Source organism: Sphingobacterium sp. JUb56 (assembly GCF_014191365.1).
Taxonomy (GTDB): domain Bacteria; phylum Bacteroidota; class Bacteroidia; order Sphingobacteriales; family Sphingobacteriaceae; genus Sphingobacterium; species Sphingobacterium anhuiense.
The window spans coordinates 3,122,197-3,148,425 of the sequence record NZ_JACHWL010000001.1 but is presented as its reverse complement, the minus strand read 5'-3'; the positions used below and the strand labels follow the sequence as shown (position 1 = coordinate 3,148,425).

The 26,229-nt window shown below is 34.3% G+C and carries 27 protein-coding genes; 15 read left to right on the top strand and 12 right to left on the bottom strand.

Features of this window, described 5'->3' with window-relative positions:
* Positions 1 to 175: 175 nt before the first annotated feature.
* Genes FHR29_RS13545 through FHR29_RS13535 form a run of 3 tightly spaced genes read left to right on the top strand, consistent with a single transcriptional unit; the run spans position 176 to position 3,401 of the window.
* The gene (locus FHR29_RS13545) at positions 176 to 709 is read left to right on the top strand and encodes an RNA polymerase sigma-70 factor (protein ID WP_183915305.1); all 534 of its coding nucleotides are present in this window, start codon (positions 176 to 178) and stop codon (positions 707 to 709) included.
* Positions 706 to 1,674, top strand: coding sequence for a FecR family protein (locus FHR29_RS13540; RefSeq protein ID WP_183915303.1), 969 nt, complete (start codon positions 706 to 708; stop codon positions 1,672 to 1,674). Before FHR29_RS13545 ends, FHR29_RS13540 begins: the two co-directional genes overlap by 4 nt.
* Before the next feature lie 2 nt (positions 1,675 to 1,676).
* Complete coding sequence (locus tag FHR29_RS13535) at positions 1,677 to 3,401, top strand: hypothetical protein (protein WP_183915301.1); 1,725 nt, start codon at positions 1,677 to 1,679, stop codon at positions 3,399 to 3,401.
* 318 nt (positions 3,402 to 3,719) lie between these two features.
* Here FHR29_RS13535 and rplI read toward each other — a convergent pair whose 3' ends face one another.
* The 7 genes from rplI to FHR29_RS13500 all read right to left on the bottom strand — a co-directional run bounded on the left by rplI (position 3,720) and on the right by FHR29_RS13500 (position 9,864).
* On the bottom strand, positions 3,720 to 4,163 hold the full coding sequence (gene rplI, locus FHR29_RS13530; protein WP_021191491.1) for a 50S ribosomal protein L9: 444 nt from the start codon (positions 4,161 to 4,163) through the stop codon (positions 3,720 to 3,722).
* Between the two features lie 15 nt (positions 4,164 to 4,178).
* A complete protein-coding gene (rpsR, locus tag FHR29_RS13525) occupies positions 4,179 to 4,442 on the bottom strand; it encodes a 30S ribosomal protein S18 (RefSeq protein WP_021191490.1) in 264 nt (87 codons plus the stop codon).
* Positions 4,442 to 4,810: a 30S ribosomal protein S6 gene (rpsF, locus tag FHR29_RS13520; protein ID WP_021191489.1), complete on the bottom strand. Its 369-nt coding sequence runs from the start codon at positions 4,808 to 4,810 to the stop codon at positions 4,442 to 4,444. Before rpsF ends, rpsR begins: the two co-directional genes overlap by 1 nt.
* A 98-nt stretch (positions 4,811 to 4,908) precedes the next feature.
* A complete protein-coding gene (gene dapA / locus FHR29_RS13515; RefSeq protein WP_132843240.1) occupies positions 4,909 to 5,787 on the bottom strand; it encodes a 4-hydroxy-tetrahydrodipicolinate synthase in 879 nt (292 codons plus the stop codon).
* A 29-nt stretch (positions 5,788 to 5,816) separates the two neighbouring features.
* Positions 5,817 to 7,850: an NAD-dependent DNA ligase LigA gene (ligA, locus tag FHR29_RS13510; RefSeq protein WP_183915299.1), complete on the bottom strand. Its 2,034-nt coding sequence runs from the start codon at positions 7,848 to 7,850 to the stop codon at positions 5,817 to 5,819.
* Positions 7,851 to 7,969: 119 nt separating this feature from the next.
* A complete protein-coding gene (locus FHR29_RS13505; RefSeq protein ID WP_183915297.1) occupies positions 7,970 to 9,001 on the bottom strand; it encodes a glycosyltransferase family 2 protein in 1,032 nt (343 codons plus the stop codon).
* Positions 8,998 to 9,864: a lysophospholipid acyltransferase family protein gene (locus tag FHR29_RS13500; RefSeq protein ID WP_183915295.1), complete on the bottom strand. Its 867-nt coding sequence runs from the start codon at positions 9,862 to 9,864 to the stop codon at positions 8,998 to 9,000. Before FHR29_RS13500 ends, FHR29_RS13505 begins: the two co-directional genes overlap by 4 nt.
* Before the next feature lie 91 nt (positions 9,865 to 9,955).
* On the opposite strand from FHR29_RS13500, the gene FHR29_RS13495 reads away from it, so the two are divergent.
* On the top strand, positions 9,956 to 10,567 hold the full coding sequence (locus FHR29_RS13495; protein WP_183915293.1) for a WbqC family protein: 612 nt from the start codon (positions 9,956 to 9,958) through the stop codon (positions 10,565 to 10,567).
* Positions 10,568 to 10,632: 65 nt separating this feature from the next.
* Positions 10,633 to 11,313, top strand: a complete 681-nt coding sequence (locus FHR29_RS13490; protein WP_183915291.1) for an outer membrane beta-barrel protein — start codon at positions 10,633 to 10,635, stop codon at positions 11,311 to 11,313.
* Between the two features lie 23 nt (positions 11,314 to 11,336).
* Here FHR29_RS13490 and ppk2 read toward each other — a convergent pair whose 3' ends face one another.
* The gene (gene ppk2 / locus FHR29_RS13485) at positions 11,337 to 12,146 is read right to left on the bottom strand and encodes a polyphosphate kinase 2 (RefSeq protein WP_183915289.1); all 810 of its coding nucleotides are present in this window, start codon (positions 12,144 to 12,146) and stop codon (positions 11,337 to 11,339) included.
* Positions 12,147 to 12,586: 440 nt separating this feature from the next.
* Between ppk2 and FHR29_RS13480 the strand changes: the two genes are divergently transcribed.
* The 5 genes from FHR29_RS13480 to FHR29_RS13460 all read left to right on the top strand — a co-directional run bounded on the left by FHR29_RS13480 (position 12,587) and on the right by FHR29_RS13460 (position 17,862).
* Positions 12,587 to 13,351 (top strand): DUF3050 domain-containing protein, encoded by a 765-nt coding sequence (locus FHR29_RS13480; protein ID WP_183915287.1) that lies wholly within the window; start codon positions 12,587 to 12,589, stop codon positions 13,349 to 13,351.
* Between the two features lie 96 nt (positions 13,352 to 13,447).
* Positions 13,448 to 14,362, top strand: coding sequence for an endonuclease (locus FHR29_RS13475; RefSeq protein WP_132843260.1), 915 nt, complete (start codon positions 13,448 to 13,450; stop codon positions 14,360 to 14,362).
* Positions 14,363 to 14,486: 124 nt separating this feature from the next.
* Positions 14,487 to 14,921, top strand: coding sequence for an FKBP-type peptidyl-prolyl cis-trans isomerase (locus FHR29_RS13470; protein WP_132843262.1), 435 nt, complete (start codon positions 14,487 to 14,489; stop codon positions 14,919 to 14,921).
* A gap of 235 nt (positions 14,922 to 15,156) precedes the next feature.
* Positions 15,157 to 15,522 carry a dihydroneopterin aldolase gene (gene folB, locus FHR29_RS13465; RefSeq protein ID WP_132843264.1) on the top strand — a complete coding sequence of 122 codons (366 nt, stop codon included), beginning with the start codon at positions 15,157 to 15,159 and terminating at the stop codon, positions 15,520 to 15,522.
* A 1,701-nt stretch (positions 15,523 to 17,223) separates the two neighbouring features.
* Positions 17,224 to 17,862, top strand: a complete 639-nt coding sequence (locus FHR29_RS13460) for a peptidylprolyl isomerase (protein ID WP_132843266.1) — start codon at positions 17,224 to 17,226, stop codon at positions 17,860 to 17,862.
* A gap of 53 nt (positions 17,863 to 17,915) precedes the next feature.
* Here FHR29_RS13460 and FHR29_RS13455 read toward each other — a convergent pair whose 3' ends face one another.
* Positions 17,916 to 18,644 carry a metallophosphoesterase gene (locus tag FHR29_RS13455; RefSeq protein ID WP_132843268.1) on the bottom strand — a complete coding sequence of 243 codons (729 nt, stop codon included), beginning with the start codon at positions 18,642 to 18,644 and terminating at the stop codon, positions 17,916 to 17,918.
* 207 nt (positions 18,645 to 18,851) lie between these two features.
* Here FHR29_RS13455 and FHR29_RS13450 point away from each other — a divergent pair, with 207 nt between their 5' ends.
* Entirely contained in the window at positions 18,852 to 19,712 is an 861-nt protein-coding gene (locus tag FHR29_RS13450) for a pirin family protein (RefSeq protein ID WP_183915285.1), read from the top strand.
* A 122-nt stretch (positions 19,713 to 19,834) separates the two neighbouring features.
* Here FHR29_RS13450 and FHR29_RS13445 read toward each other — a convergent pair whose 3' ends face one another.
* A complete protein-coding gene (locus FHR29_RS13445; protein WP_132843272.1) occupies positions 19,835 to 20,689 on the bottom strand; it encodes an aminoglycoside 6-adenylyltransferase in 855 nt (284 codons plus the stop codon).
* A gap of 156 nt (positions 20,690 to 20,845) precedes the next feature.
* Between FHR29_RS13445 and FHR29_RS13440 the strand changes: the two genes are divergently transcribed.
* From FHR29_RS13440 to FHR29_RS13425, 4 genes are all read left to right on the top strand, one after another.
* Positions 20,846 to 21,706, top strand: a complete 861-nt coding sequence (locus FHR29_RS13440; RefSeq protein WP_132843274.1) for a DUF808 domain-containing protein — start codon at positions 20,846 to 20,848, stop codon at positions 21,704 to 21,706.
* Positions 21,707 to 21,850: 144 nt separating this feature from the next.
* Positions 21,851 to 22,642, top strand: a complete 792-nt coding sequence (locus FHR29_RS13435) for a class I SAM-dependent methyltransferase (protein ID WP_132843276.1) — start codon at positions 21,851 to 21,853, stop codon at positions 22,640 to 22,642.
* Positions 22,643 to 22,753: 111 nt separating this feature from the next.
* On the top strand, positions 22,754 to 23,680 hold the full coding sequence (locus tag FHR29_RS13430; protein ID WP_132843278.1) for an NTF2 fold immunity protein: 927 nt from the start codon (positions 22,754 to 22,756) through the stop codon (positions 23,678 to 23,680).
* A gap of 159 nt (positions 23,681 to 23,839) precedes the next feature.
* Positions 23,840 to 24,481, top strand: a complete 642-nt coding sequence (locus FHR29_RS13425) for a hypothetical protein (protein WP_132843280.1) — start codon at positions 23,840 to 23,842, stop codon at positions 24,479 to 24,481.
* 161 nt (positions 24,482 to 24,642) lie between these two features.
* Here the strand turns inward: FHR29_RS13425 and FHR29_RS13420 are convergent, their stop codons facing one another.
* Positions 24,643 to 25,089: a DUF6265 family protein gene (locus tag FHR29_RS13420; RefSeq protein WP_132843281.1), complete on the bottom strand. Its 447-nt coding sequence runs from the start codon at positions 25,087 to 25,089 to the stop codon at positions 24,643 to 24,645.
* Positions 25,090 to 25,099: 10 nt separating this feature from the next.
* Complete coding sequence (locus FHR29_RS13415; protein ID WP_132843283.1) at positions 25,100 to 26,128, bottom strand: hypothetical protein; 1,029 nt, start codon at positions 26,126 to 26,128, stop codon at positions 25,100 to 25,102.
* Positions 26,129 to 26,229 lie beyond the last annotated feature (101 nt).

Below are 26,229 nucleotides of genomic sequence, written 5' to 3'. Positions count from 1 at the left end.
CTTTCCTTTATGACAACATACCATCACAATACCCTTGAAAAAAATTAAATTATTATCGTTTTATATATTTTAAATTTGAATCAATAAAAAGAAATGAAATTAGCGTAAGGGTATAGGCCAGTTCAGTTGTCATAAATAAAAGTAGATTGTTTCATGAATCCGGAAAATTCAATCAATGTCAGAAAATAAAGAAAAGAAATTTGAGCAACTGTTTCGTTTGTACTATAAGGAATTGCACCGTTCTGCATTTCGTTATTTGAGAGATAGTGAGAGCGCTGAAGAGATCGTACAACAAGTATTCTTGCGTCTATGGGAGAAAAATTGGCAGGAAGAAGTACATACATCTTTAAAAGCTTACTTATATCGTGCTGTCTATAATGAAAGTATGAATTTTTTTAAAAAAGAGCAGAGAAAGATGAAATATCAATCTTATCAGCAAAGTAGGCAAGAATTTGTTCCTGCTGCCGATCAAAGTGCAAAAGATCTTGATCAAAAACTACAAGTAGCACTAGCTAAGCTACCTGAAAAGAGTCGTACTGTTTTTGAGCTGAGCCGTTTTCAAGAGATGAAATATAAAGATATTGCTCAGACATTGGATCTTTCCATTAAAACTGTTGAAGGACATATGACCAAAGCGTTGCGACACTTACGTCTTGAGCTGATGGATTATTTAACTGTAATTATTTTTTATATCATTTATATATTATGAATAAGGAATTGCTAGAAAAATACATCATTGGAGAAACCAATGATGAAGAAAATATTAGAGTCAAAAACTGGTTAGAACAAGATATTAGGAATAGATCTGAATATTTAAAAATAAAAGATATGTGGGACCGTTTACCTAAACCACTTGAAGCACCAGAGGTAGATGTCGATCAAGCTTGGGAAAATTTTAAATTCGCTAGAGAAAATAGAGATGCTGGAGTAATAGAAGTTGCTGAGAATAAAACAGTAATGATGAAATGGAACTGGTGGGCAGCGGCTGGAGTGCTGGTCATCTGTTCATTAGGGTTTTATTTATTTAATAATAGTTATAAGCAAGAAAAAAATCTTTTTAGTGCTACCGCTGTTCTTTCAGATTCACTGCCAGATGGTTCTCAGGTTACACTTAATAAGAACTCAGAAATTGTTTATTCCCGAACATGGATGAGTAAACGGAGAAATGTAAAATTAGAGAAAGGAGAGGTATTTTTTGATGTGTTTAAAGACAAAGAGCATCCTTTTGTGATTAAATCAGGTAAGAGCCAGATTACTGTTGTAGGCACGAGTTTTAATGTGCGTCGTCATGAAGGAGCTACCGAAGTGATTGTAGCAACAGGTTTGGTTAAAGTTTCATACAGCAATAAAGAGGTTTACTTGCATCCTAAAGAAATGATTACGATCCAAGATAATGATACCACGAAAGTATCAGTCAAAAAGATGCCAGACTTGTTTTATAAGTACTATGTAGATCGTGAGTTTGTCTTCGAAAATACCAAGTTGGAGCGTGTTGTAGAACTATTAATTAAGGCGTATGATCAAAAAATTGTTATTGATCGCGAAGCAGACAAAAAGCTTTTGTTAACGGCAACATTTCAACAAAATGGTCTAAATCAAATTTTACAGGTCATATCGGACACATTTAAATGTAAGGTTATTATTAAAGATTCAATTATTCATATAACTAGATAATCATGTTTTTGGTAAAATTTATCAATCATATCACTACGAAGCCACTTTTAAAAAAGTTTAGTTACCTATTCATATTTTTAGTTTTGTTTAGCTTTTCAAAAGCGGATGCACAGCAACAGTTAGCGACCCAGATTCAAATACCTGCTTATTCGAATATGACAGTAGGTCAAATTTTTCAGGTGCTGAATGAAAAGCATGGTACTTTGTTTTCTTTTAATAGCAATATACTGCAGGCTGATAGTGTGATTCAAGTATCTGCATATAAGGGATCATTATATGGCTTTTTGGATCATACGTTAGGAAAGGAATATAGTTTTAAGGAAATTGGCAAGCATATTATTATACAATTTACGCCGCAACGTATGGCAGTAGACGTTGAAGTGCAGTCGCAGGATAAAAATAAAGTTGTTATCACAGGCTATATCAAAAATATCCGAACCAACACACCTATTTCTGACGCTAGTATTTTTGATCGCGATGCACTACTTTCTACTTTAACCGATAAAAACGGTTATTTCGAACTCGATGTTAAGAAAAAAATTAGTTTGATTGCTGTTAATGTAAGTAAAGCAATGTTTCGTGATACAAGTGTTTTAGTAATTTTTCCCATCGATACAGAAGTTGGCAGTAAAAAAAGAAAGTTTGGTTACTTTACGGAATATGAGCAAGACAATGGTTTTTATCGATCTTTTTTTGGACGAGTATTTTTATCACCGGCTCAAAGTATTCAAAATATGAATCTTGGCGGACTTTTTCTATATAGTCCATATCAGATATCGATGACTCCGGGATTAAGTTCGCATGGTTTTATTCGCTCACAGATTGTTAATAAATTTTCAATAAATATCCTAGGAGGTTCTACTGCGGGGGTAAAAGGTTTAGAAATTGGTGGAGTTTTTAATCTCAATCAATACGATATGGAAGGGTTACAGTTAGTAGGAGGGTTCAATGTCGTGGGAGGCGATGTAAATGGTGTTCAGGTAGCAGGAATATCGAATCAAGTATTTGGTGATGTCAAAGGACTGCAATTAACAGGAGGACTAAATAAGGCCGATACGGTGAAAGGAGTTCAAATTTCTGGAATAGGCAATATGATGAAAGAAAGTGCAGGAGCGACACAACTAGCAGGTGGATTTAATCACAGTAAAGGTACTGTCAGCAATCAAGTTGCAGGTATAGCTAACATTGGCAATAAAGTAAAAGGTATTCAGCTTGCTGGGTTAGTTAATATTGCAGATAGCAGCGACTATCCGATTGGCTTATTAAATTTAATTAAAAATGGTGAGAAGAGTATTTCTATTGCCATTGATCAAGATGCATATTTAGGTGTGCAATTCCGATCTGGTGGTCGTGTTCTCTATAGCATTTTAGGAGCACATGCATCATTAAAAGATGATAACACTGCCCGTTATGCTTTTGAAGCAGGTTTAGGAGCGGTTTTTTTACATGGGAACAGGTTTATGCTACGTGCTGAGATATCCAGCCGGAATCAGTTTACAGACAAATTTAAATTATTATCCAATAACCATTCTAGTTTTAGATTAATTCCGGAGCTACGTCTAAATAAAAAACTATCCGTATTCGTAGCCCCTAGCTTTAATTACGTGAGTAAAGAAGATGATGCAGTTACACAGGCGGGGAAAACCCTATGGAAAGTATGGGGACGAGATAAAAACAGAAATTCATTGTTTGGTGGTGGAGCAGTAGGTCTTATGTTAAAATTGTAATCCTGATATTATGAATTTTATAGCCGAGCTTTGTGTATGAACTCATTTTATTGAAATCCTTCTGTATAGATTTCATCATATGGATGAATGAAAAAAGAGCGTTATTATAAACTAACATAGCAATTTCATATTGAACTGAAATATGGAAAACTCATCTAGGAATATGCATAATATAAAAGAGGGTAATCATAAATAATATGATTACCCTCTTTTATTCCAGTAGATAGACAGACTGATTTAATATAAGCGCGATCTACGTCATAAAAAAAGGAGATAACCAAAATTATCTCCTTTTCTATATGTTAAACTGAATAAGAATTACTCAGCAATTACTTCGAAAGGAACTTGAACTTTCACTTCTTTGTGTAAGTTTAAGTTTGCTAAGTATTCACCAATTTCTTTAGGTTCTACTTCGAAAGTAATACGACGACGGTCAACATCAAAACCTTTAGCTTTCAAAGCATCAGCAATTTGAATGCTGTTTACTTTACCGAAGATTTTACCAGTTTCACCAGCTTTAGCACCGATTGATAACTTAATAGTTTCCAACTTAGTAGCTAATTCAGTAGCGTCTTTCTTAATTTTATCTTGTTTGAACTGAGCTTGTTTAATGTTTTCAGCTAAAACTTTCTTTGCTGATACAGTCGCTTGAATAGCAAATCCTTGAGGGATTAAATAATTACGACCGTAACCTGGCTTTACATTTACGATATCATTTTGCTCACCTAAGCCTTTGATATCTTGTTTTAAAATAACTTCCATGTTCTCTAGTCCTCCTTATTTTAATGAATCAGCTAAGTAAGGTAACAAGCCGATGTGACGAGCACGTTTAACCGCTTGAGCTACTTTACGTTGGAATTTCAATGACGTACCAGTTAAACGACGAGGTAAAATTTTACCTTGATCATTCACAAATTTCATCAAGAAGTTAGCATCTTTATAATCGATGTATTTGATACCATTCTTTTTGAAACGGCAATACTTTTTACGATTGTCCTCTACTTTAGGGGCAGTTACGTATTGGATATTTTCGTTAGCCATTAGTTTGATCCCTCCTCAGTTTTAGTTTCCGCTTTTTTGTTGAATGCACCGCTACGTTTTTTCTCGCTATAAGCTTTAGCATGTTTGTCTAAAGCAATAGTTAAGAAACGCATTACACGCTCATCACGTTTGTATTCAACCTCTAATTTATTGATTAATTCTCCTGGAGCCTTGAATTCAGTTAAGTGATAAAACCCAGTTGTTTTTTTCTGGATTGGATACGCTAATTTTTTCAAACCCCAATTGTCTTCAGCGACAATTTCGGCTCCGCCTTCTGCTAAGATGTTTTTGAATTTTGCGATTACTTCTTTCGCAGCATCTTCAGAAAGCAACGGGGTAAGAACGATTACAGATTCGTACTGTTGCATTTTGTTAAATAATTATGTTTATTAATTTTTCTCCGTACTTACGGAAGTGCAAAGATAATTAATAGATTTTAAATATACAATGATTATAGTATGGTATTTTATTTTAGTTTTTGCATTTCTGCTTTAATAGCAGTCTGAATGTTTGCTGATACCGGTATTAAAGGTAGGCGTACATAATCTTGACCGATACCCTTTTCTTGTAGGATATATTTAACCCCACAAGGATTTCCTTCAACAAAACAAAGATCTGTTATTTCAAGCAACGCATTGTGGATCGTTCTAGCTTCAGTAAAACTACCTGCAGTACATAAAGCAGCTAATTTTGAAACTTGAGCTGGATATGCATTTCCAACAACAGAAATGATTCCCACTGCACCTAAAGCCATCATAGGTAAGGTTGCAGGATCGTCACCCGAAATCAGTAAGAAATCAGCTGGTTTATCTCTTAAGATCTCGTTAAACTGAGCAAAGTTGCCAGAAGCTTCTTTTGTTGCAACGATATTCTTAAAATCTTTTGCTAAGCGTATTGTCGTGGCAGGAGTCATGTTGCTTCCTGTACGTCCTGGTACATTATATAAAATAATAGGTAGGGGAGAAGCCTCAGCTATTGCTTTATAGTGCTGATATATTCCTTCCTGTACGGGTTTATTATAATAAGGAGATACGGATAGTATAGCACAGAATCCTGTAGGATCAAAATTTTTGATCTGCTCTACAATCTCTGCCGTATTATTTCCTCCGATACCCGCAACCAATGGTACGCGAGCATTCACCTGTTTGACAGTGAAATCCCAGATACGCTTTCGTTCGTCTTTCGTTAATGTTGCTACTTCACCAGTAGTACCTAAAGAGACTAAATAATTCATACCTGAGTCAATTTGATAGTCAATTAGCTGTGCTAAAGAATCAAAATCAACTGTTCCATCTGCGTTGAAAGGTGTAACTAATGCTACACCAGCTCCATGAAGCTCGTTCATTGTGTTGTTTGTAAAGATTAATATTTAATTTATATACTTGTTGTATCTGCGATCAAAGCTAATAATTCATCTTCAGTGATCATCTTGATGTTTAGTTTTTCTGCTTTTGCTAATTTTGAAGGCCCCATTTTATCTCCCGCTACCAGGTAGCTTAATTTCGCTGAAATACTGGAAACCATTTTACCCCCATTATTTTCAATAAGTGCAGTTAATTCTTCTCTCGAATGATTTGTAAATACACCCGATATCAGAAATGTTTGGCCAGTTAATGCATTACTGTCCAAAATTACTTCTTTCTCTTCAATTTCAAACTGTAAACCGTAAGATTTTAGTTTTGCTATTAAATCTTCGTGGGCCGGTACATGTAAGTATTCATGTATACTTTCCGCAATGCGGATCCCGATATCTTGCACAGTAGCTATTTCTTCAACAGAAGCAGCCTTAATCGCATCGATTGTTTTGAAATGTTGTGCTAGTTTTTTAGCAATTGTTTCGCCAACATGTCGAATTCCTAATGCAAAGAGTAATTTTTCAAATGGCTTTTCTTTGGACTTCTCAATTCCCTTCAACATATTGTCGATAGATTTTTGTCCAAAACGCTCCAATTGCTGTAATTGATCCTGATGATCTTTTAAGCCATAGATATCAACAACATTCTTAAGAATCCCTTTCCTATAGAAAGTTTCTATAGTTTCATCGCCTAATCCTTCTATATCCATCATTTTACGGCCAATGAAGTGTTGCATTTTTCCTATAATCTGAGGCGGGCATCCATCTTCATTTGGACAATAATGAACGGCTTCGCCTTCCTGACGAATCAGTTCGGTATTGCATTCAGGGCAATGTGTCGGATATGCATAAGGTTTGGCAGATGACAATCTTTTATCTACATTAACTGCAAGTATTTTCGGAATGATTTCACCACCTTTTTCTACGAAAACAGTATCTCCCTCATGAAGGTCAAGTCTTGCGATTTCATTCGCATTGTGTAAAGAAGCTCTTTTTACAGTTGTCCCTGCTAAACTAACAGGTTTTAAATTGGCAACAGGAGTTACTGCTCCAGTACGTCCGACTTGGTAACTGATGGATTCGAGCTGTGTTTCAACACGTTCAGCCTTGAATTTATAGGAGATAGCCCAACGTGGATTCTTTGCTGTAAATCCCAGTTCCTCTTGTGCGCCATAATCATTTACTTTAATGACAATACCGTCAATTTCATAACTCAGGTCATGTCTTTTATCATCCCAGTAATCGATGAAGGAGAAAACATCATCTAGCGTCTGGCATTTTTGCGTGTGTTCACAAACGTGAAATCCCCATTCTTTGACAGCTTCGAGGCTTTCCCAATGATTATGGAATAGTTTGTTTCTATTTTCACAGTATAAAAAGTACAAGAAACAATCCAAAGGCCTTCTGGCGACTTCGGCAGAGTCCTGTAGCTTGATCGTTCCTGCAGCAAAATTACGTGGATTAGCATAAGTTTGTTCCTCGTTCTCTTCCCGCTCTGCATTTAAACGCAGAAACGCACTTTTATGCATAAAGATTTCACCTCTTATTTCAAACTCTTCGGGATAATTTCCCTTTTTTAGATGAATAGGAATGCTCCTTATTGTTTTGATATTATTGGTCACCACATCGCCCTGTGTTCCATCTCCGCGCGTGACCGCTTTTATCAGTTTACCATTCTGGTAAGTAAGGCTGATGGACAGACCATCAAATTTTAATTCACAGATGTATTCAAAGTTATCGCCGATTATTTTACGTACCCGTTGATCAAAATCACGAAGATCATCTTGATTATAAGTATTACCTAATGATAACATTGGCCAGCGATGTCTAACGGTCTCAAATTTTGTCGTTACATCACCACCAACACGTTGTGTAGGCGAGTTGGGATCTGCGAATTCAGGGTATTGTGCTTCTAAGGCTTCCAATTCTTTCATTTTCAGATCAAAATCATAATCTGAAATAAGGCTTTGAGCTAACACATAATATTGATAATTATAATGGTTTAGCTCTTGCGTTAGTGAAGTTATTTTTTGTTCAATATCCATGGATGACATGTTGCGAATTTACAAATAAAAAGTACGTTTGATCAATTTGTAAACATAAATTAATGAAAAATGCAGCTATTGATGAGAGCTGCATTTTTATGCGTTTTTACATCTTCTTAGTAAAACGTTTAAAAAAAGTTCTCTTGATCCAGATCAGAAAACTTTTGCTTCTTATCTAGGTAGAAATCAGTAATTATTGATTTCTTATATTGTCCAGTCTTATTTTCTGTTGGTATATGGTTTTTTCTCTTTTTAGCGTTTTTGAAAATATGCAGGAAGAAAGCCTGATGTGCTCTGCTAACAGCCCAAGCATCTTTAAACTTGCGATCAAGGATAAATTTCAATAAGGCTGCAAAATCAAACCAGAAACGAATAAATATAACTGTAAATAACTGCCCTATAGGAAGATTTTTTTGCAACATAAACAAATTGTTCCTAAAGTTTAAATAAGTCTTTTGTGGGTTACTGGCATTTAATGTTCCGCCTCCTACATGATAAACAGTAGAGTCGGGGCAATAACCGATACGATATCCCATTTTTTTTAAGCGCCAGCAAAGATCTATTTCTTCCATATGGGCGAAAAAATCTTCATCTAATCCCTGTGCTTCTTTCCAAGCCCAGCTTTTGATAAATAGTGAGGCTCCTGAAGCCCAAAATATTTCTTTTTCATCATCATATTGGCCAAGATCATACTCTACCTTGTCCATAATACGTCCACAGCAGAATGGGAAGCCATACCGATCGAGGTATCCACCTGCGGCGCCGGCATGTTCAAATTTTGCTTTATTATGGAAAGCAAGTATCTTCGGTTGTGCAGCAACAAGATGTGTATCCCTTTCTAACATTTCGATGACAGGTTCTATCCAGTTTGGCGTAACCTCGACATCAGAATTAAGCAATACAAAATAGTCAGCTTCCACACGCGAAAGGATATGATTATAACCACCCGCAAAACCGTAGTTTTCGGTGTTCTCTAAGATGGTAATTTTAGGATATGAAGCACGTACAAATGATAAAGAGTCATCTGTAGAAGCATTGTCTCCAATTACAAATTCTATATTAGGGTAACTGCTGTTGTATACAGAAGGTAAAAATTTTTCTAAGAAAAATCTCCCGTTCCAATTTAAAATAACAACTGCTACTTTAGGATAATTTTTCATTTTCTACGTTTTCTTTTCCATCTTCTGTGTGTCCAAAGCCAATATTGTGGCTCTTCACGGATTATTTTTTCCGTAAAAGCATTATGGATATGGGTGATTTCCTTGTCGCTGTAAGAAGATGGATCTTCAATTAATGTTGTAAATTTACAAAAATAATATCCTCTTTTTTCTTTTCTTCCGATGTGGCAAAAAACAACAGGACCATTTGTCATTTTAGAAATTCGTTCAACACCGGTATAAACAAGCGTTTCCTGATTTAGGAACTGCAAAAAATAGTCAGCATCAGAATATAGTGGAGCTTGATCTGCTACAAAAACGCTGACACTCGGTTTTCCTCTTAACTTAGCTAGATGTCGAACGATCTGCTTCATAGGAACCATAATTGCACCGAATCGAGAACGAACCTGATTGTAAACATTATCTATGGTTTTATTATTAAGAGGCTTGTATACAATGAGGGTAGGAGCTTCAGTAATTGCTCCCAGACGATGGATGCCATATTCCCAATTGGCATAATGTGCGGTGACGGCAATAACTGTTCTATTTTGGTTCAGGTGCCTGGTTAATTCATCTTCATCAACTAGTGTGATTCTTTTTTTTACTTCGGTAAGACTGATGTTTTTGAATTTTAGACATTCTAAAATCATATCAGGGAAAAAACGATAAAATTTCTTCGCTATTTTAATGATCTCTTCGTTACTTTTTTCTGGAAAAGAATTTCTAAGGTTATCGAATACGACATTTTTGCGATATCTTATGATATAATAGAATACATAGTACAACACATCAGATATCATATAGATGAACCAAAATGGCATCAAAGCGAAAAGGTATAAAAGTGCTGCTAATGCTTTTTGTTTCATGTAAACGTTGTAACTATTGTAAATCTTACCTGCAAATATCCCTAATTTAAGTTATTTTTGCAGTAGATAAAGTAAAATTCAACGTTTTTTTATGTCAACTCATTTATTATTAACGACTTGCTACCTTCCGCCGGTTTCTTATTTTCATTGTATCCAACAAAATGCATTACCTGTATTGATTGAGAAGTATGATAATTTTCAAAAACAAACTTATCGTTCAAGAACACGGATTGCAACAGCAAATGGTATACAGGAATTAATTGTGCCTATACAGCATAGTAAAAAGGAACGTTCACCAATGTCGGAAAAACGTATTTCTTATGAGTTTGATTGGCAACGATTACATTGGTTGAGTCTTCAAGCAGCATACCGCAATTCTGCTTATTTTGAATATTATGAAGATGATTTTGCACAGTTTTATAATAGGAAGTTCGATTTTCTCTTTGATTTTAATATTGCACAGCTTGAGCTTTTGTTAAAATCATTGAAATTAAAGCGTGAATTGTCGTTTACAGAAGAATATTTTAAATCTGTTCCAGATGCGTTAGATTTTAGAGACCGTATACATCCCAAGAAAGAAAGTCTCTTATTAAACCCGAAACCTTATTATCAAGTGTTTGAAGAGAAAAATGGATTTTATCCAGATTTGAGCATTGTGGATTTATTGTTTAGTCAGGGACCGCAGTCAAAAAATTATTTTTAATATAATTGATCATATATAAAACTTTTAGAGTCTATTATTGTAATACAATAATAGATTCGTTTTTTATGAAGAGTATTTTAACAACTGTATTTTGTTTGTTCTTGTGTTGCTCTGTTTTTGCCCAGTCGGGTGTAGATACACTTCATTACCGCAAAGTGTATTATTTTGGTGGAACAGGAATGGGCTTTCCGTTAGGTAAGACAAAAGATGTTCTGTCTCCAAAGTTTTCAGGAAGTTTAGGTTTGGATATTTCATTGAAAAATCCAAAGTATTATCTATATCCAGCTTTGTATACATTATCGTTTGATTACAAGCAAAAGATTCAGGACAATCAGTATCCTTATAAGATAGAGGATGCTAATGCTAATTTTTACATGTTCTCCCTAGCTGGGGGTATTCGTAAACAGCTAAAGAAATTAAATGCCTATGCTTATGCAGGTCCTGGTGTTGGATTCTTGACAGAACCAAGAGTGAAGGTCGATGCTGTCAACAGTATCGCTAAAATTGAAAATCAGAAGAAATTCTCTTTTTCGGGAAAACTCGGGGTTGGTGCTGATTATCGATTTAATGGTTTTTTCCTTGGTTTAGAAGTTGGTTATTTGCATTCTTTTAATAAAATACAGGAAACTCCAATCAATATTATGACTGTTATGGTTGGGCTTAAGTCAGACATAACAAGACTAGGTGATAAAGTAATTAAAGTAATAGGAGTAGATGGTTCAATTAGCGGAAAAGAGACGAAGTAGCGTACTCTTTTCCGATTACGCCTTTAATTATGGATTTTAACAAAATCTTCTGTTTTTTCTCTCTTTTGATTTGCAATCTGATTAATGATGATTTTGAACGCTTCAAGACGGGCTTTTTTCTTGTTATCCGTTTCAATTTCTATCCAGGGTGATAATTTGGTGCCGGTAGTTTTAAATAATGTCTTGATGTAACTGGTATAATCGCTCCATTTTTCTTGTGCCTGTTGGTCAAGAGGGCCAATTTTCCATTGTTTTAAAACGTCTGTTCTTCTTTCTTCCAGTCGCTTCGCCTGCTCTTCTTTAGATATACTTAAAAAGAATTTAATGACGATAACTCCATCCTGTATTAAAAGTTCTTCTACTTCATTAACTTGTTTTAAAAATAGCATATGTTGTTCCGGAGTACAGAAACCAAAAACTGGTTCAACAACGGCCCGGTTATACCAGCTTCTGTCAAAGAACACAATTTCCCCTGCATTGGGCAGCTGTTTGAAATAGCGTTGAAAATACCACTGAGTAGATTCTTCTGCAGTCGGTTTAGGGAGGCTGATTATCCTTAATTTTTTGGGATTTAAATATTCTACCAATCTTTCTATAGCGCCACCTTTACCAGCGGCATCTCTACCTTCAAAAATAATCAAAACACGTTTATTGTCTGCAATGACTTTATTTTGAATCGCCGTTAGCTCAATTTGCAGCTCATGTAATTCCTTCTCGTATTCATATGTCTCTAAAAACTTTTTTTCCTTGATTACTTTCTTATCAATCAAGTACTGAAAAACCTCTTTATTGTTTAAAATATTTACAAAGTCTTCTAAATTGAAATCTGCCATATCGATTGTGTTTTAATTGAATTACTCTTGTACAACAATAAATATACCTTAGAAGTTTAATATTCAGTGGAATTTGCATTATTTTTTTTGAGACATAATAAAAACATCCATGCTGTCGTTATAAATACATCAACTCTAATAATGGTATATTTAGGGAGGATAGAAGTTATTAACAAATATTAATTTTGATAATAATTATAAAAAAAAATAAAACGAAGCACAATAATTTAATAAGTCAGTCGTTTTAATTACAAATACTTTTCATAAAATAGGTTAATATATGGCTAACGATAAGCTTGAGGTTCCCCACTTCAAGCTTTTCTATTTTTTAGCTAGGCTTAAGCAAGTATAGGTGGTTATATGTAAATAAGACGTCAATTTTTTTTAAAACAGAAGAGTTTTCATTTTGAGAACCTATTTTTGCTTTCAAATCATAAGATATGAAATACATCAATAATGTTAATGCCTTCATTGCTGCCGAGCGAAATCAATTACTTGCACACCCCCTTTATTATAAAATAAAAACTATTGAAGATCTTCAAGTGTTTATGCAAGGGCATATATATGCTGTGTGGGATTTTATGTCGTTATTGAAAGCATTACAGCAGAAATTAACCTGTACAACAACGCCGTGGTATCCTTCAAAATTTCCGAATACAAGATATTTAATTAATGAAATTGTTGTCGCCGAGGAATCCGATGAATATATAGACGGTCGTAGATTGAGCCATTTTGAAATGTATTTGGACGCTCTAGATACAATAGGGGGGGATAGTAGTGAAGTTAATAATTTTCTACAGGATGTTTATGAAGGCGGTGATATTTTAAAAGTTATTGCCGAAAGCGCTTTGCATCCAAATATTAAAGAATTCTTAGCATTTACTTTTGATGTTATTGAAAATGGATCAGCTCATGAAATCGCCGCTGCGTTCACTTTTGGAAGAGAAGATTTGATACCGGATATGTTTTCTTCTATTTTAAAAGAGATCCAACTTAATTTCCCAAATTCAAATTTGGAAAAACTGCTCTATTATTTCGAAAGACATATTGAATTGGATGCAGATGAACATGGACCCTTAGCAATGAAAATGATCATGGAGCTGTGTGAGGCTGATCCTGTAAAATGGAAGCAAGTGGAAGAGGTTTCAAAAATTGCTCTACAAAAACGTATTAAATTATGGGATGCTATTGACCAGATGCTGTAAACAAAAATGATTTAATGAAGTTTAATCGTAGGGTTATTGTAATTTAATATGGGCGTTCTATATTTGTCATTGAAAATAGACTAGTTGTAAGCATATATGTTTTTTCAATATCTACATGAGTTATGGAAATCTTTGATAAGAAGGAAAGTCCGTGTTTTTATCCATGAACAAGAATATGAATTGTCCGATGATAGATCGGGCAATTTTTCTATTATAACGTATAATATTGCAGGTTTACCTCAAGTTATTTCGGCAGCCAAAACAAATCGGTCAACTAGTATCGCGACTATAGGAGTGCTATGTAATGAATTTGACATTGTGCATATTCAAGAAGATTTTAATTACAATACCTTCTTATACGAAGGCGGTAATTCTCATCCTTACCGTACCATCAGTATGGGGTTAGCTATTTTTGGGGATGGCCTGGATAGTTTGTCCCGATATCCGATAACCGATTTTAAGCGAATCGAATGGCAGAATAGGACGGGGTCAGATCGTTTAACACCAAAAGGCTTTAGTCATTGTACTGTGCATTTAGGCTTAGGTGTTGAGGTAGATTTTTATAATATTCATGCTAATTCTCAGGATCATCCGCGTGCAGCAAAGGCTAGGCGGGCTAATTATTTGCAATTGGCTACTTACATCAATAAGTTTTCAGTAGGAAAGGCAATCGTAGTTGCCGGTGATTTTAATTCTCACTTCTCATTCTCTGAAGATAACTTGGTGGAGTTTATGGATAAGACAAAGCTGGCAGATTGCTGGATCATGTTGCAACGTGATCACGTGATTCCAATTATTGACCCCCTGTTTTTATGTGTTGATATTATGGATATTAATAATGAATCAGAATCAATTGATAAAGTCATGTTCAGAAGTAATGATAAGCTGACGTTAATCCCAAAAGTTTATGAAGTAGAGAAAGAAAAGTTTGTCGATCAGTATGGCGAACCTTTGTCTGACCATTGGCCTATTTCAGTTGTTTTCGACTGGAAATTGAATGATGAGGTATAGATTGATATTTTTCCTAAGTAAAATAATTCCTTACAACAGATAGGAAATCAATAATTTTGTTTCGCATGAGATGCATTTATTATTATAGATAATACAAAATTATCTATGTTTGAAAGAAAAAAATATGGCTAACGCGACAGGATATTTAAAAAAGTTACGCTTAGAGGCAAAAAGAAATTTGGTAGAAGGTGAAGTATTTCTTAAAGAAAATGCATTGCGTGATACTGTGGTCAGCCTGCCTTCTGGTTTGCAGTATGAGATCGTAGAAGAGGGCAATGGTAAGAGTCCTAAACTAACCGATAGTGTGAAATGTTTTTATGAAGGACGCCTTATCAATGGAACTGTTTTTGACTCAACCGCCAAGAAGAAGAAACCTGTATCTTTTCCAGTGAATGAAGTGATAGCTGGATGGACAGAAGCACTGCAGCTCATGAAAGAAGGTAGTAAATGGCGTTTGTTTATTCCATCTGCGCTCGGATATGGAGAATTAAGTGTTTCGAAAGAAATTGGTGGAAATGCTGCACTAATTTTTGAAGTAGAGCTTGTATCTGTTCATTAAATTTTTCGGTCTCAATAAGAGAATAAAGCCTCATATGTCATCGCGCATGCAGGTTTGTTAAGAAAAATGTAAGTTTACTAGGGAGTGAGTTTGTGGGTCGATATGAGTTTTAAAAATTCGTCATTCTAAAATATGTATCCCTGCTGGATGATAGTCTACATAATTAGACTTTCTGTATGACAGGAAATTGAACTCATATTCTGTTTTATTCAGAATAAAAATATAGGTTTGTAGTATGAAGATAGTACAAACCGTTTTTTTGGAAGATGTTCGCGTATTTGCTCCAATTGGATTTTATGTAGAAGAGCAACTATTAGGTAATGAATTTCTGGTAAACGTTTCCGTAAAGTTTGATGCAGGTATTGATGATCACGAGAATTTAGATAAGACCGTGAATTATGAGATTTTATATCAGATCATCCATCGGGTCATGAAGCCAAAAAGGAAGTTATTAGAATCTGCTGCTCACGAAATACTAAAGGCTATACATGATCATTTTTCATTTGCAACAACAATAGATGTTTCTATAAAAAAAATGAATCCTCCCTTTGGTGGAGATGCTGCGCATTCTAAAGTTGCTGTTCAATACTCTTGCATTTAGTAGTAAGCGAGATTGATACAAATTGATAGTTTGAGCTCTCTGTTTCATCGGTATATAAACTAATTTATATACCATTAAATAAATAATCAGGATTATCATTATTATAATATCTAAGACAAAGTCACCAAGGCTTTGTCTTTTTTCTGAAATTTTTAAGACGGATCCAATTGTCTCCCTTTGCTTTGCTTCAAATTTTATGTATAAAGCAATGACCAAATTCTTCCTTATAATAAAATAAATTTTTAAAACCTTTTCTATTTGTTTTAAAAAAATCTCCAATTCTTTTATTGATCATCGTTTATCTGAGAAAAGTTGTAGCTGGAATAGACTAGTGATGTATTCGTTCGAAAATAGAAAGACCAGTTAATTTTCCTGCCTTGAAAGGATAGGGGGGAGGTTGGGAAATAGATCGAGACTGTTTAAAATACAATATATCTTAAGTAATTAGTATTGATTTGGATAAATTGTTTGTTTAAATAGTGGTAGTAAAATATTCTTATATATTCTTTTATATGTTTTTTGAATGAAAATAATATCCTTGCGCTGTTCCCTAATGTAATATATTATGTGTAGCACTGTCAGGATGTTAAGTGTGATTTAATATGAGGTGTTTTGTTAAAAAGCTCACTTAACAACCTTGTTCTTGAGCCTTGGTTTGTAATTGGAATAATGAAATGCGAAAGGCATTTAATAATATTGGTTTTACATTTTGAATTTAAGGTGTAAATGAAGCTTTTTGAAGCTGCTTTAAGCTCTTTTTAGTAATTGACCAGCTGATGCGCAGATATGGTGTTACGTGGCTTTAAATTGAGTTTGATTAAAAGTTATTGAAGTCATTAATAATGTAAAGAATGTCTTTAATGATTTTTTTAAGCTTCATTGATGCTGTATGTAAGTACTATACAAGTTGTCATTTACAGCATGTTTTATAATAAAATATGATAGCATTAAAAATTAAAATAGTGTAAATAATTTGTTTTAATTTATGTATTTAATATGTTGATTATTAATATTTTATTGCATTTTTTTTTATCATGTTAATGTCGTCTGACAAAGTTTTAAATGAGTTTTTATGATTTCATGTTTATCAACAGGAATTAAGCACCAGGCAATCTTAGTTAAACATTTTGCTATCTGAAACTAATCAATTCCTGTTTTATGGTTTGATTATAACACTTCGCTTTTATAAAAGAATATTTGTCATGCTCATTCTTATAGGGGAGGTAAAATATTGAGATGCTATTATTTTTAGTTTTCATGTTATTAAGAGCAAATGAATCTACTGTTTAAACCTTGTATGTCTAATTGAAGTATTAATGATTAATAATATGATTGCAAATTTCGCAATGTTAAATCAAATCATATTATTTTTCAATTATATAGTATTATTTAGTTAAATTAATTCTTTATATCATTTCATGTTTATATTAACTACTTCGTTTACAGTATATACCTGATGTCTTGATGGTAAAATGTATATTTTTGAATCCAAATGTTCATTAAATTTCCCTTATTTGTGATTGTTCGGTAGCTAGCTTTTAATAAAATGATCGAATCAGTTATAAAGTTGGACATCGTTTGGGGGCATTGTTGTCTAGTCAAAGTTCAAATTATTATATCTATTCATGTTTTTTTGAACAATTATAACTTCTGCTTTACTATTTATTAAAAAATGAATTACCTTCATTTAAATTTTAGCATATGAAAAATATCATCCTTTCTCTTTTATGTTTATTTTTTGCAACGGTTGTCAAAAGTCAGACGCACCAGTTGCTCTTTAAGACAGCGTATGGCAATATTAAAGTTGTCTTATATGACTATACACCAGCTCACCGGGATTTAATTTTAAATGCAATCAAGACTCAAGTGTACAAAGACGCTTTATTCAATCGTATTATTTCAGATTTTGTAGTGCAGGGGGGAGAGCATGATATTGATATTGAGAAGCGTGAATCTGCGGATCCGGCCAAAGAAAAACCTCGTCTAGCGGCTGAGTTTGATCCAAGAGCATTTCATAAAGTTGGAGCATTGGGAGCAGGAAGGGACGGAAATGCGGAGAAGGCCTCTTTCCTTAATCAGATCTATTTTGTCGTAGGAAAAAAAATAACAGCAAAAGAGCTTGATGATCTGGAAGTGAAGAAAAAAATAAAATATACTCCTGAGCAAAGAGCAACATATTTAAAAATTGGAGGACAGCCCCGTTTAGATCATGACTTTACCGTCTTTGGAGAAATATATGAAGGATTGGATGTCATTCTAAAGATCAGTAAAGTAAAAACAGACAGTCAGGATTACCCAGTACAGCCCGTTCATTTTGAGCTGTCAGAGATTAAGAATTAAACTATTAAATGTTGAAAAAAAGAGTGATACATCCTTTCTTGTTTAACGGCTGTTTATTCAGATAGTAGAAATTCCGCATAAAAATCAGGTATACCACTAGCTTTTATTTCATGAGCTACCGCAATAATATCAAATGGAACCTGTATGATTTCGGTATGTATTCGGTCTTCATGAAGTTCGACTAAAAGATAAGTTGCATCTTTGCACATCTTTTTTGATCTTCCCACGGAACCTGTGTTGATTGCCCATTTTTTGTCAATATCTTTGATGAAAGGGAGATGTGTATGACCCATAACTATTATATCAGCATGAGTTTTAAAGAAGATATCTTCAAAAGTACTGTTGGGTTCTGATGCATAAAGATATGCTTCATTGCTTTCCAGACTTCCGTGAATCAATTGAATCTTCCAGTGCTTATGTTTGACCTTAAAGTCCAATTGCATTAAGTAAGGGAGCTGCCCCAAGAATAATTTATTTTCATGTGTGATAGTTTCCTTACTGTGTTTAATGGCAATTATGCGGTTCTCAGTTTCTTCAGCATCATGTTTTTCTAATGGGATAATGGGGAGATCGAAAGCTATACGTTCATCGTGATTCCCCATTAAGCAGGGGATTTTTTCGTTTTTGATCAGTTCGATCACTTCATTACCCCAGGGAGCAAAGTCCACAAGATCACCTAAGCAATATTTATAATAAATGTTTTTTGATTGAATATCTGCTAGTACTGCATTCAGTGCAGGAAGGTTTCCGTGTATATCACTAAAAATGGCAATCTGAATCATGATCTAATTTTAAAACAAATTTAGATTATTATCAAGGCTACATATGGTGTTTTTTACTGATTTAATAGTGTTTTTGAATTGGTTTTCAATGACATCCAAATAAAAACAATATAAAATGTACAAAATTATGCGTAGATTTTTCTTATCCTACATCAATTAATTTGAGGCTTTCTTCCGCTAACTTTGTGGTATACAAAAGGAAAAAATATGAAAAATGTAGAAATTATTGCAAAACCGCAAGCAGCTCACTTTGTTGGAGATGGATTTCGAGTACATAATTTAATACCAAGTATTGCTTCTGCTAGTAGGATGAGTCCATTCATTATGCTGGATTATAACTCAACTTACCATTTTCCGCCAAGCGAAATTCCAAAAGGAGTAGGAGTACATCCACATCGTGGATTTGAAACCGTGACTATTGCTTACAAAGGTCGTGTAGAGCACGGAGATAGTTCTGGCGGCGGCGGAGTTATTAAAGAAGGTGATGTTCAATGGATGACTGCTGCATCTGGTATATTGCATAAGGAATTTCATGAAACAGAATGGAGTAAAACCGGAGGAGACTTTCAGATGGTACAGTTGTGGGTCAATTTACCTGCAAAAGATAAGATGAGTACGCCAAAATATCAAGCTATTGCAAATAACGAGCAAACTAAAGTGAAACTTGATCAAGGAGAGATTGAAGTGATTGCAGGAGAGTATCAGGGAAATAAAGGGCCTGCTTCAACTTTTACACCCATGCATGTTATGAATGCTAAGTTGGAAGCTGGAGGAAAAGCATCCTTTTCTTTCCCGGCAAATTATAATACTGCCATGATTGTCATTGAAGGAAATGTGCTAATAAATGGTAAAGATAAGGCTCCAACAGACCATTTTGTTATGTTCGGAAATGAAGGAGAGGAATTTAATGTTCAGGCGTTAGATGAGGCGGTAGTATTGATTATGAGCGGAGAGCCTATTTTAGAACCTATTGTAAGTCACGGACCATTTGTGATGAATACTAGAGCAGAAATCAATCAGGCATTTGAGGATTTTCAAACAGGTAAGTTCGGATATCTGGCTGATTAAGCTAAAAAAGACGTGCAGAAATGTAAAGCATGCTCCAAAAGTTAAATACTTTTGGGGCTTTTGGTAAAAAGTAATGACCCTATTCTTTAAAATGGCATAGTGCGATTAATTTTTAAGTGGTACTACTGCGAATTTCTTATCTTCAAAATATAGTTGTAACTGTTGTTAGCTTCATCCGCATTGTTTCTATATTTAAAATGCAGTGCTAGGTCTTTTTGCAAGTCTTTAAAAAGAGTCATCATCTGTACTAATGCTAACCAATTATTATCAGTAGACGCATCCGCATATGTTTGCAATATGCTTTGGTACAATTTCGGATCAAGGTGTTTTTCAGCAAATCTTCCCGATTTACCAAATGAAACCTGAAATTGTTTTTCAACCCCGATATGCCAAGCTATTAGATGCATGAACATAGGACGGATTACTGTTTCCATCGTATCTTTGGCATATAGAATTTCCCGGCGGGCAAGTCCTTTGGCAACATATGTGCAGACCCACCAAAACTCATTGCACGTCTCTATGAACATTCTTTCACTAGGTTTAGTGATGTGATAATCATGATCATTAGCAGGAGCGATCTTAGGAAAAAGTAAATCTTTATCTACCCAAACTTCCGTTAAACTATCACTTTTGAAATGTGAGTGGAACTTATCGATAGGGAATAAAGTTAGATCTACACGATTTTCATCTTCAAAAATCATTAAGTAAGCAAAAGTTATCCGATCTTGATCAGGATCATTTCCTAACAACATCTGATCGGGAAGTTGCTGTACCAAGACTTTACCAATAAAAGAGGTCCAATCTTTGTCAGCAATAAAAGATTCGATATCGGTTACAATAAATAATAGATCAAAATCTTGGTATTGATCGGGCTTAATTCTAGGATTTGCACGCGAACCATTCAATAAAACTGCGCGCACCCGATCATCTCTTTTCGCAAAAAAGAGAATTTTATTTTTTATGTTTCTATCGTTCATGATATGAAGGCATGATAAATAATGCTGTAAATTGGTGAAAAAAAAGCAATTAATAAATTATTAGATCTAGTAATACCAGATGTCTTTTTATTTTAAAATAAAAAACGGGAAATATAAAATCATTTTATATTTTGCCGTACTAAATATTTAAGACATATGGCTTCAGGTATATTTGCAATATTGGATGATATTGCTGCTTTAATGGATGATGTTGCGGTTACTAGTAAGATAGCAGCAAGTAAAACCGCAGGAATTCTAGGCGACGATTTGGCTGTAAATGCTGAGAAAGCCACAGGATTTCTATCTTCTCGTGAAATTCCTGTGCTATGGGCTATTACAAAAGGTTCATTTATTAATAAAATTATAATTGTTCCGATTGCACTGTTATTGAATGTTTTCTTTCCTATTGCCATCAAGTTTATTTTAATCATCGGAGGTATCTATTTAGCCTACGAAGGGGTTGAAAAAATTATAGAGTACCTTTTTCATCGCCAGAAAACAGGCCATGAAGTGGTTGTGGAAAGTGAAGAAAATAATAGTGAAACTGAGAAAATAAAAGTGAAATCAGCGATTACCACGGATTTTATTTTATCTGTAGAAATTGTGATTATTGCTTTGGGAACTGTATTAAATGAGAGTCTGACAATTCAGATTCTAACAGTAGCGGTAGTTGCTTTATTTGCGACTGTTGGTGTTTATGGAATTGTCGCATTGATTGTACGTATGGACGATGCAGGGTATAAGCTGATCAAGAGATCTAATGATGAGGGTGCTGTTTCTAAGCTAGGACATTTATTGGTTAATTCCTTACCTGTTGTTATCAAAGTCTTGGCAGTAGTTGGAACAATTGCATTGATTTTAGTCTCTGGTGGTATTTTTGAGCATAATATTGATTATTTGCATCATTTTTTACCTCAGGTTCCTTCATTATTAAAGCAAATAGCTTATGGTGCAGTTGCCGGTTTGGCCGCAGTTTTGCTTATGACAGGGGGAAAGAAGATTTTTGCCAAAAGTTAGTAGAAAATTAGAAGTTTTAAAAAAGGCATCCATCGGATGCCTTTTTTGTACATATATTGTTTCATTAAGATTCTGTAAATAATATAAAAAGAGGAATTGTATAGTATGCTGATATTATTTTAGGGGATTTAACGATTAAACTTTATGACAAATAGGGAAATAGATTTTTTAAGCCATAACGAATCAGCCTGGAATAAACAGGCATTGGATCAAAATGAATGGTCTCAGCCGGTAAGCTCAGCTTTAATTAATGCTGCTAAACAAGGTGTATGGGATGTACATCTTACCCCAGAGCCTTTACCAAAACAATGGTTAGGTGATATTAGGGATAAAAAGATACTTTGTCTTGCTTCAGCTGGCGGTCAGCAGGCTCCCATATTGGCAGCAGCAGGTGCCAAGGTTGTTGTTTTTGATATTTCAGAAGAACAGCTGAGACAAGATTCAATCGTTGCACAGCGAGATGGACTTTCTCTGGAAACGATTCAGGGAAATATGAAAGATCTGAGAATATTTGATGATCACTCATTTGATATTGTCTTTCATCCGATATCAAATCATTATGTCGAAGATGTAAATCCAGTATGGAAGGAGACTTATCGTGTGCTAAAAAAAGATGGATTTTTACTGGCTAGTTTTTTTAATCCAGTTGTATTTATTGGGGATAGAAATCCCCAGGAAATTACCGACGGTATAATTAGGCCCAAATTCAAGTTGCCATATGCAGATCTGAAAGATTTGGATGCTGACGATATTGAGAGAAAGATTGAACGACAGGAAGCATTGGTTTTTGGTCATACTTTAGCGGATCTTATCGGTGGACAATTGCGAGCGGGATTTATGATTGCTGATTTTATAGAAGATTCGCAGCCTCGACCACGATTCTTAATAGATCAGTATCTCCCCACTTTTATTGCAACGAAGGCTGTTAAGCTATAATTTGATGTGAAAATGAGAACTCCCAGATCAAGATCTTAAAAAAAGTATTGCAACGACATGGTAGTCGGGTTCTTTTAAGTAGTTTATCATGTTCAAAAAACTGGATTCAATATGGAGAATTTAAGTAAATTAAAAGGTAGTGCCGAATTTAAAAATCGAATACTTTCGAAAGATGATATTAAGCAGATCACACAGTCTAAAGGACTTTTAGGGATTTCCTTTATAAATTGTCCTGTTCAGGACGACGATATTTTGGAAATTTCTAAACTTAGCAAATTGGTCAATGTTACGCTTGAAAATACCCGTATAACAGATCGTTCGCTTGAATATTTAGCAGAATTGCCAAATTTAAATTACTTGTTCATTACGCAGGCGAATGTATCTGGGCAGGGATTTGAATATTTTATCGGACATAAAAAGTTGAATTGTGTTTGGGCCTGTCATACGAACTTAAATGATGAAACGTTGAAGATTGTTGCGCAGTTGCCTAAACTTAGTATATTGAGAATTGATGCTACGGCTGTTACATTTGAAGGTTTAATGTCAATTGCAGGTAATCCAAAGATTGAGATTGTTGCGAATGATCTATTTAGTAAGGAGCAACTAGAGCAGTTTGAGCAACAACAAAGAACCTTGGCCAAGAAAAAGAAGTCGGTTAATTCACAAGATATTACTGATGCTTCCCAAAAACTACTGCTGTTTTTTAATGCGATGACTGAATGGGAGATATATGCCGCTGTACATGGCTTTACAAATGAAACAAGTTTAAGATGTAAGTTACTTTTTCAGGAACATTGTACTTATAAACCTCGTAAAGGTTATCGACCAGATGGTTTATATTATTCCAACGCACCTAACCATACGTATTCGACGCACAAGATTGTGGATAGTGAGCAGTCAACAAAAAATAAGATCTATCTTTTTACCAAAGACCATATTGATTTTCAGTATCGTTTTATCTTGGTTCGGAATGATGATGAGTGGATGGTAGATGATGCACAAAGATTAGATGGAGGTTGGAAGAAAGTCGGATTGTAATGCAAGTTGGATTAATTTATAAATGTTAATAGTTTTAATGAAATTACTACGGATATAAGATAGGAAGGGCGAATTTAAATTAAATAAAAAGAGAACTGTTGAATTTGGTTATTATTGTTGACTACATATTAAGCGGACTATACAAAGGAATTAATTAACATGGATCCTACAAAAAACAAGCTCCAAATCGGTAAATTGTTATTGATAGCAATTCCATCTGTTTTTATCTTTTTATTGTTCTGGATTGCAACAGTATATATTGGTAATACTTATTTTGGTTCCAAATCGAGTTCTGGACAATTTTTACTCTGGATATTAAGTGGTATCATCAGTTTTATCTGTTATCCAATTGCCTCAAAACAAATTTCTAACCTCGTAGCTTTAAATAAGAATAAGATAAAGTATCCAGTTTTTGAAAGACAAAAATTTGATAAATCTGATTGGTTCTTTTTTATTTTCCTTCATAGTATTACAGCACTTCTATTATTCTGGATCTTTTCTGATTTAGAACACCATGTGCAGATCTATAATTTTTTTGTAGATACCTTTGGGAGGAATTATAAAGGAGCTCCAAATTTTCCAGTTCTATTAATATTTATTTTCGGAACGTTTTTCCTATTGGCCATAGTTTACGTCCTATTTCTTAGGATTAGATATGGTACTTTTAATGAACCTAAGAGTCTTTCAAGTATTGAAGAGAAGAATTTCAAACAAAAGCAGGAAATTTATTTTTCATATGTAGCATCAACGACACTGACGGTAATGATGCTTTATCTGTTGAAGTTGGTATTACTTGTGTAATGTATGGTAAAGATTTTTACTTTTAAATCTCTGTATTAGTAGTTGTTTATTATGTTCAAAACATCCATTTATTGTGTATCATGTAAGAGAAGAACATAAGTTTGGGACCAAGAGATGTAGTAGTATGATTATATTATTATTTTACAGCTTTGTTATTATTGTTATGGATTTAAATGCTGTTTGTATATACGGTATGTGCTTGTTTTTTGTTTCATATCCGAAACTGTTACTTGAACTTCATTTTTAGAAATGTTTGTGTAAACGATCTGTTTTGGGTAATCGTGATTCGGGTTTTCGAAAGTATATCCTTCTTTCTTTTCCACAAAATTAAAGGGTATATCTTTTCCTTTATTCTGATTAAGGACTGAGGCAATAAAGGTTATTCCTTTTTTATCTTGAGTAAGTTCCAGATATTCAGAAACGATTATCTGCCCATGCTTCATCTGGTAAGAAAAGCCTTTCATAGTGGACTCATTTAATTGATCCCAGTGTTCATAGTGCTCTGTGCTATTGATTTTCCATGTTCCTACTAAAAAAAGGGGAAGTTTTGACTGTCCGTAAGAAGCAATGCTTGCTAACCACATGATGCAAAGTAAGGCGGATTTCATATGAGTATTATTAGTTGAACTTACTTTTTGGCCGTATGAGATAATTCTTTCTGTTTTCTATATCATTCAGAAGCAGATAGTCACCGCCGATCGGTTTATAGATGAAATAATTGAATCTCTCTCGTAGTGTTCCATCTTCGTCTATTGTAACAAACTGTTTAAAGTATATGTTTTTTTTAGGCATTGTAATCTGGAAATAACTCGTGCCGTCCCAGCCATTTCCAGAAGATCCATTCCCTGTGCCCCATGTCAGGTGTTTAGATATATTCCAAAAGGAACTTTCTTTCCAATGCTCTTTTTGAACAAATGTTCGTTGGAATAGCGTTGAACTATCGTAAGGCGTCACTGTATATTTTACTTCTTTATCATTCTGGTTGTAAGTTGAAGAATGATAAAAAAGAGCATCAGTAATCAGGTAATGCCAGGTATTATTTTTTAAAAAGAAGAGTTTGTGAGTATTTTTATCCTCACCGGAAATCCTGTCCGTGAAGCTCACTGAAAGATATTTTTGCTGAGAAAGTAAATTTTCTACTTCATTTTGAGTAAATCTCTTATCGTCAGCGATATTTTTAATAGGAATCGCGTTGCTGTCGTTATTTATGATCCATGTCCTGTAGGTATTCTGGTCTATATCAAGGATATAATCATTAAAAGTATCAAAATGGTGGTTTTCATTCTGACGAAACTTAAGTTTAAGGGAATCAGTTAATTGCCCTTTTAGATTAAATTTGTACCAGTTATTTTCAATAAATACGTTGCTGGCTTTCTCTGTACGGCCACCAGTGATTATGATTATAGTGCTGTCGTTAGCTTGTAAAACTGGTTCGATAAACTCACTATCGGTCCTTATTATTTCGTAATAGTCGTCGATTACACTATCAAGTTCTGTATAGCCTTTGTATGGTTCGGGAAGTGCTTCAGTTCGTAATTTAAATTGTTGCCAGTACATCGAGGCATCTGGTAACACTATAATAACAGCGAAAGCAGCAGTCCATATTGCCAGTTTTTTATATTTTGCTTTCTTATTGGGTATTTTCATTGATATAAGGTCTATAGCTATATGCTTTGGACAAACCACTTTTGCTCTTTTTCTTGGGTAAAATTAGTGATTTTTTTGAGGAAGACAATATTTGCGTAATA

Excerpts from the sequence above, each read along its gene's own strand:
- FHR29_RS13545 (WP_183915305.1), top strand. The coding sequence starts at position 176 with ATGTCAGAAAATAAAGAAAAGAAATTTGAGCAACTGTTTCGTTTGTAC.
- FHR29_RS13540 (WP_183915303.1), top strand. The coding sequence starts at position 706 with ATGAATAAGGAATTGCTAGAAAAATACATCATTGGAGAAACCAATGAT.
- FHR29_RS13535 (WP_183915301.1), top strand. The coding sequence starts at position 1,677 with ATGTTTTTGGTAAAATTTATCAATCATATCACTACGAAGCCACTTTTA.
- rplI (WP_021191491.1), bottom strand. The coding sequence starts at position 4,163 with ATGGAAGTTATTTTAAAACAAGATATCAAAGGCTTAGGTGAGCAAAAT.
- rpsR (WP_021191490.1), bottom strand. The coding sequence starts at position 4,442 with ATGGCTAACGAAAATATCCAATACGTAACTGCCCCTAAAGTAGAGGAC.
- rpsF (WP_021191489.1), bottom strand. The coding sequence starts at position 4,810 with ATGCAACAGTACGAATCTGTAATCGTTCTTACCCCGTTGCTTTCTGAA.
- dapA (WP_132843240.1), bottom strand. The coding sequence starts at position 5,787 with ATGAACGAGCTTCATGGAGCTGGTGTAGCATTAGTTACACCTTTCAAC.
- ligA (WP_183915299.1), bottom strand. The coding sequence starts at position 7,850 with ATGTCATCCATGGATATTGAACAAAAAATAACTTCACTAACGCAAGAG.
- FHR29_RS13505 (WP_183915297.1), bottom strand. The coding sequence starts at position 9,001 with ATGAAAAATTATCCTAAAGTAGCAGTTGTTATTTTAAATTGGAACGGG.
- FHR29_RS13500 (WP_183915295.1), bottom strand. The coding sequence starts at position 9,864 with ATGAAACAAAAAGCATTAGCAGCACTTTTATACCTTTTCGCTTTGATG.
- FHR29_RS13495 (WP_183915293.1), top strand. The coding sequence starts at position 9,956 with ATGTCAACTCATTTATTATTAACGACTTGCTACCTTCCGCCGGTTTCT.
- FHR29_RS13490 (WP_183915291.1), top strand. The coding sequence starts at position 10,633 with ATGAAGAGTATTTTAACAACTGTATTTTGTTTGTTCTTGTGTTGCTCT.
- ppk2 (WP_183915289.1), bottom strand. The coding sequence starts at position 12,146 with ATGGCAGATTTCAATTTAGAAGACTTTGTAAATATTTTAAACAATAAA.
- FHR29_RS13480 (WP_183915287.1), top strand. The coding sequence starts at position 12,587 with ATGAAATACATCAATAATGTTAATGCCTTCATTGCTGCCGAGCGAAAT.
- FHR29_RS13475 (WP_132843260.1), top strand. The coding sequence starts at position 13,448 with ATGTTTTTTCAATATCTACATGAGTTATGGAAATCTTTGATAAGAAGG.
- FHR29_RS13470 (WP_132843262.1), top strand. The coding sequence starts at position 14,487 with ATGGCTAACGCGACAGGATATTTAAAAAAGTTACGCTTAGAGGCAAAA.
- folB (WP_132843264.1), top strand. The coding sequence starts at position 15,157 with ATGAAGATAGTACAAACCGTTTTTTTGGAAGATGTTCGCGTATTTGCT.
- FHR29_RS13460 (WP_132843266.1), top strand. The coding sequence starts at position 17,224 with ATGAAAAATATCATCCTTTCTCTTTTATGTTTATTTTTTGCAACGGTT.
- FHR29_RS13455 (WP_132843268.1), bottom strand. The coding sequence starts at position 18,644 with ATGATTCAGATTGCCATTTTTAGTGATATACACGGAAACCTTCCTGCA.
- FHR29_RS13450 (WP_183915285.1), top strand. The coding sequence starts at position 18,852 with ATGAAAAATGTAGAAATTATTGCAAAACCGCAAGCAGCTCACTTTGTT.
- FHR29_RS13445 (WP_132843272.1), bottom strand. The coding sequence starts at position 20,689 with ATGAACGATAGAAACATAAAAAATAAAATTCTCTTTTTTGCGAAAAGA.
- FHR29_RS13440 (WP_132843274.1), top strand. The coding sequence starts at position 20,846 with ATGGCTTCAGGTATATTTGCAATATTGGATGATATTGCTGCTTTAATG.
- FHR29_RS13435 (WP_132843276.1), top strand. The coding sequence starts at position 21,851 with ATGACAAATAGGGAAATAGATTTTTTAAGCCATAACGAATCAGCCTGG.
- FHR29_RS13430 (WP_132843278.1), top strand. The coding sequence starts at position 22,754 with ATGGAGAATTTAAGTAAATTAAAAGGTAGTGCCGAATTTAAAAATCGA.
- FHR29_RS13425 (WP_132843280.1), top strand. The coding sequence starts at position 23,840 with ATGGATCCTACAAAAAACAAGCTCCAAATCGGTAAATTGTTATTGATA.
- FHR29_RS13420 (WP_132843281.1), bottom strand. The coding sequence starts at position 25,089 with ATGAAATCCGCCTTACTTTGCATCATGTGGTTAGCAAGCATTGCTTCT.
- FHR29_RS13415 (WP_132843283.1), bottom strand. The coding sequence starts at position 26,128 with ATGAAAATACCCAATAAGAAAGCAAAATATAAAAAACTGGCAATATGG.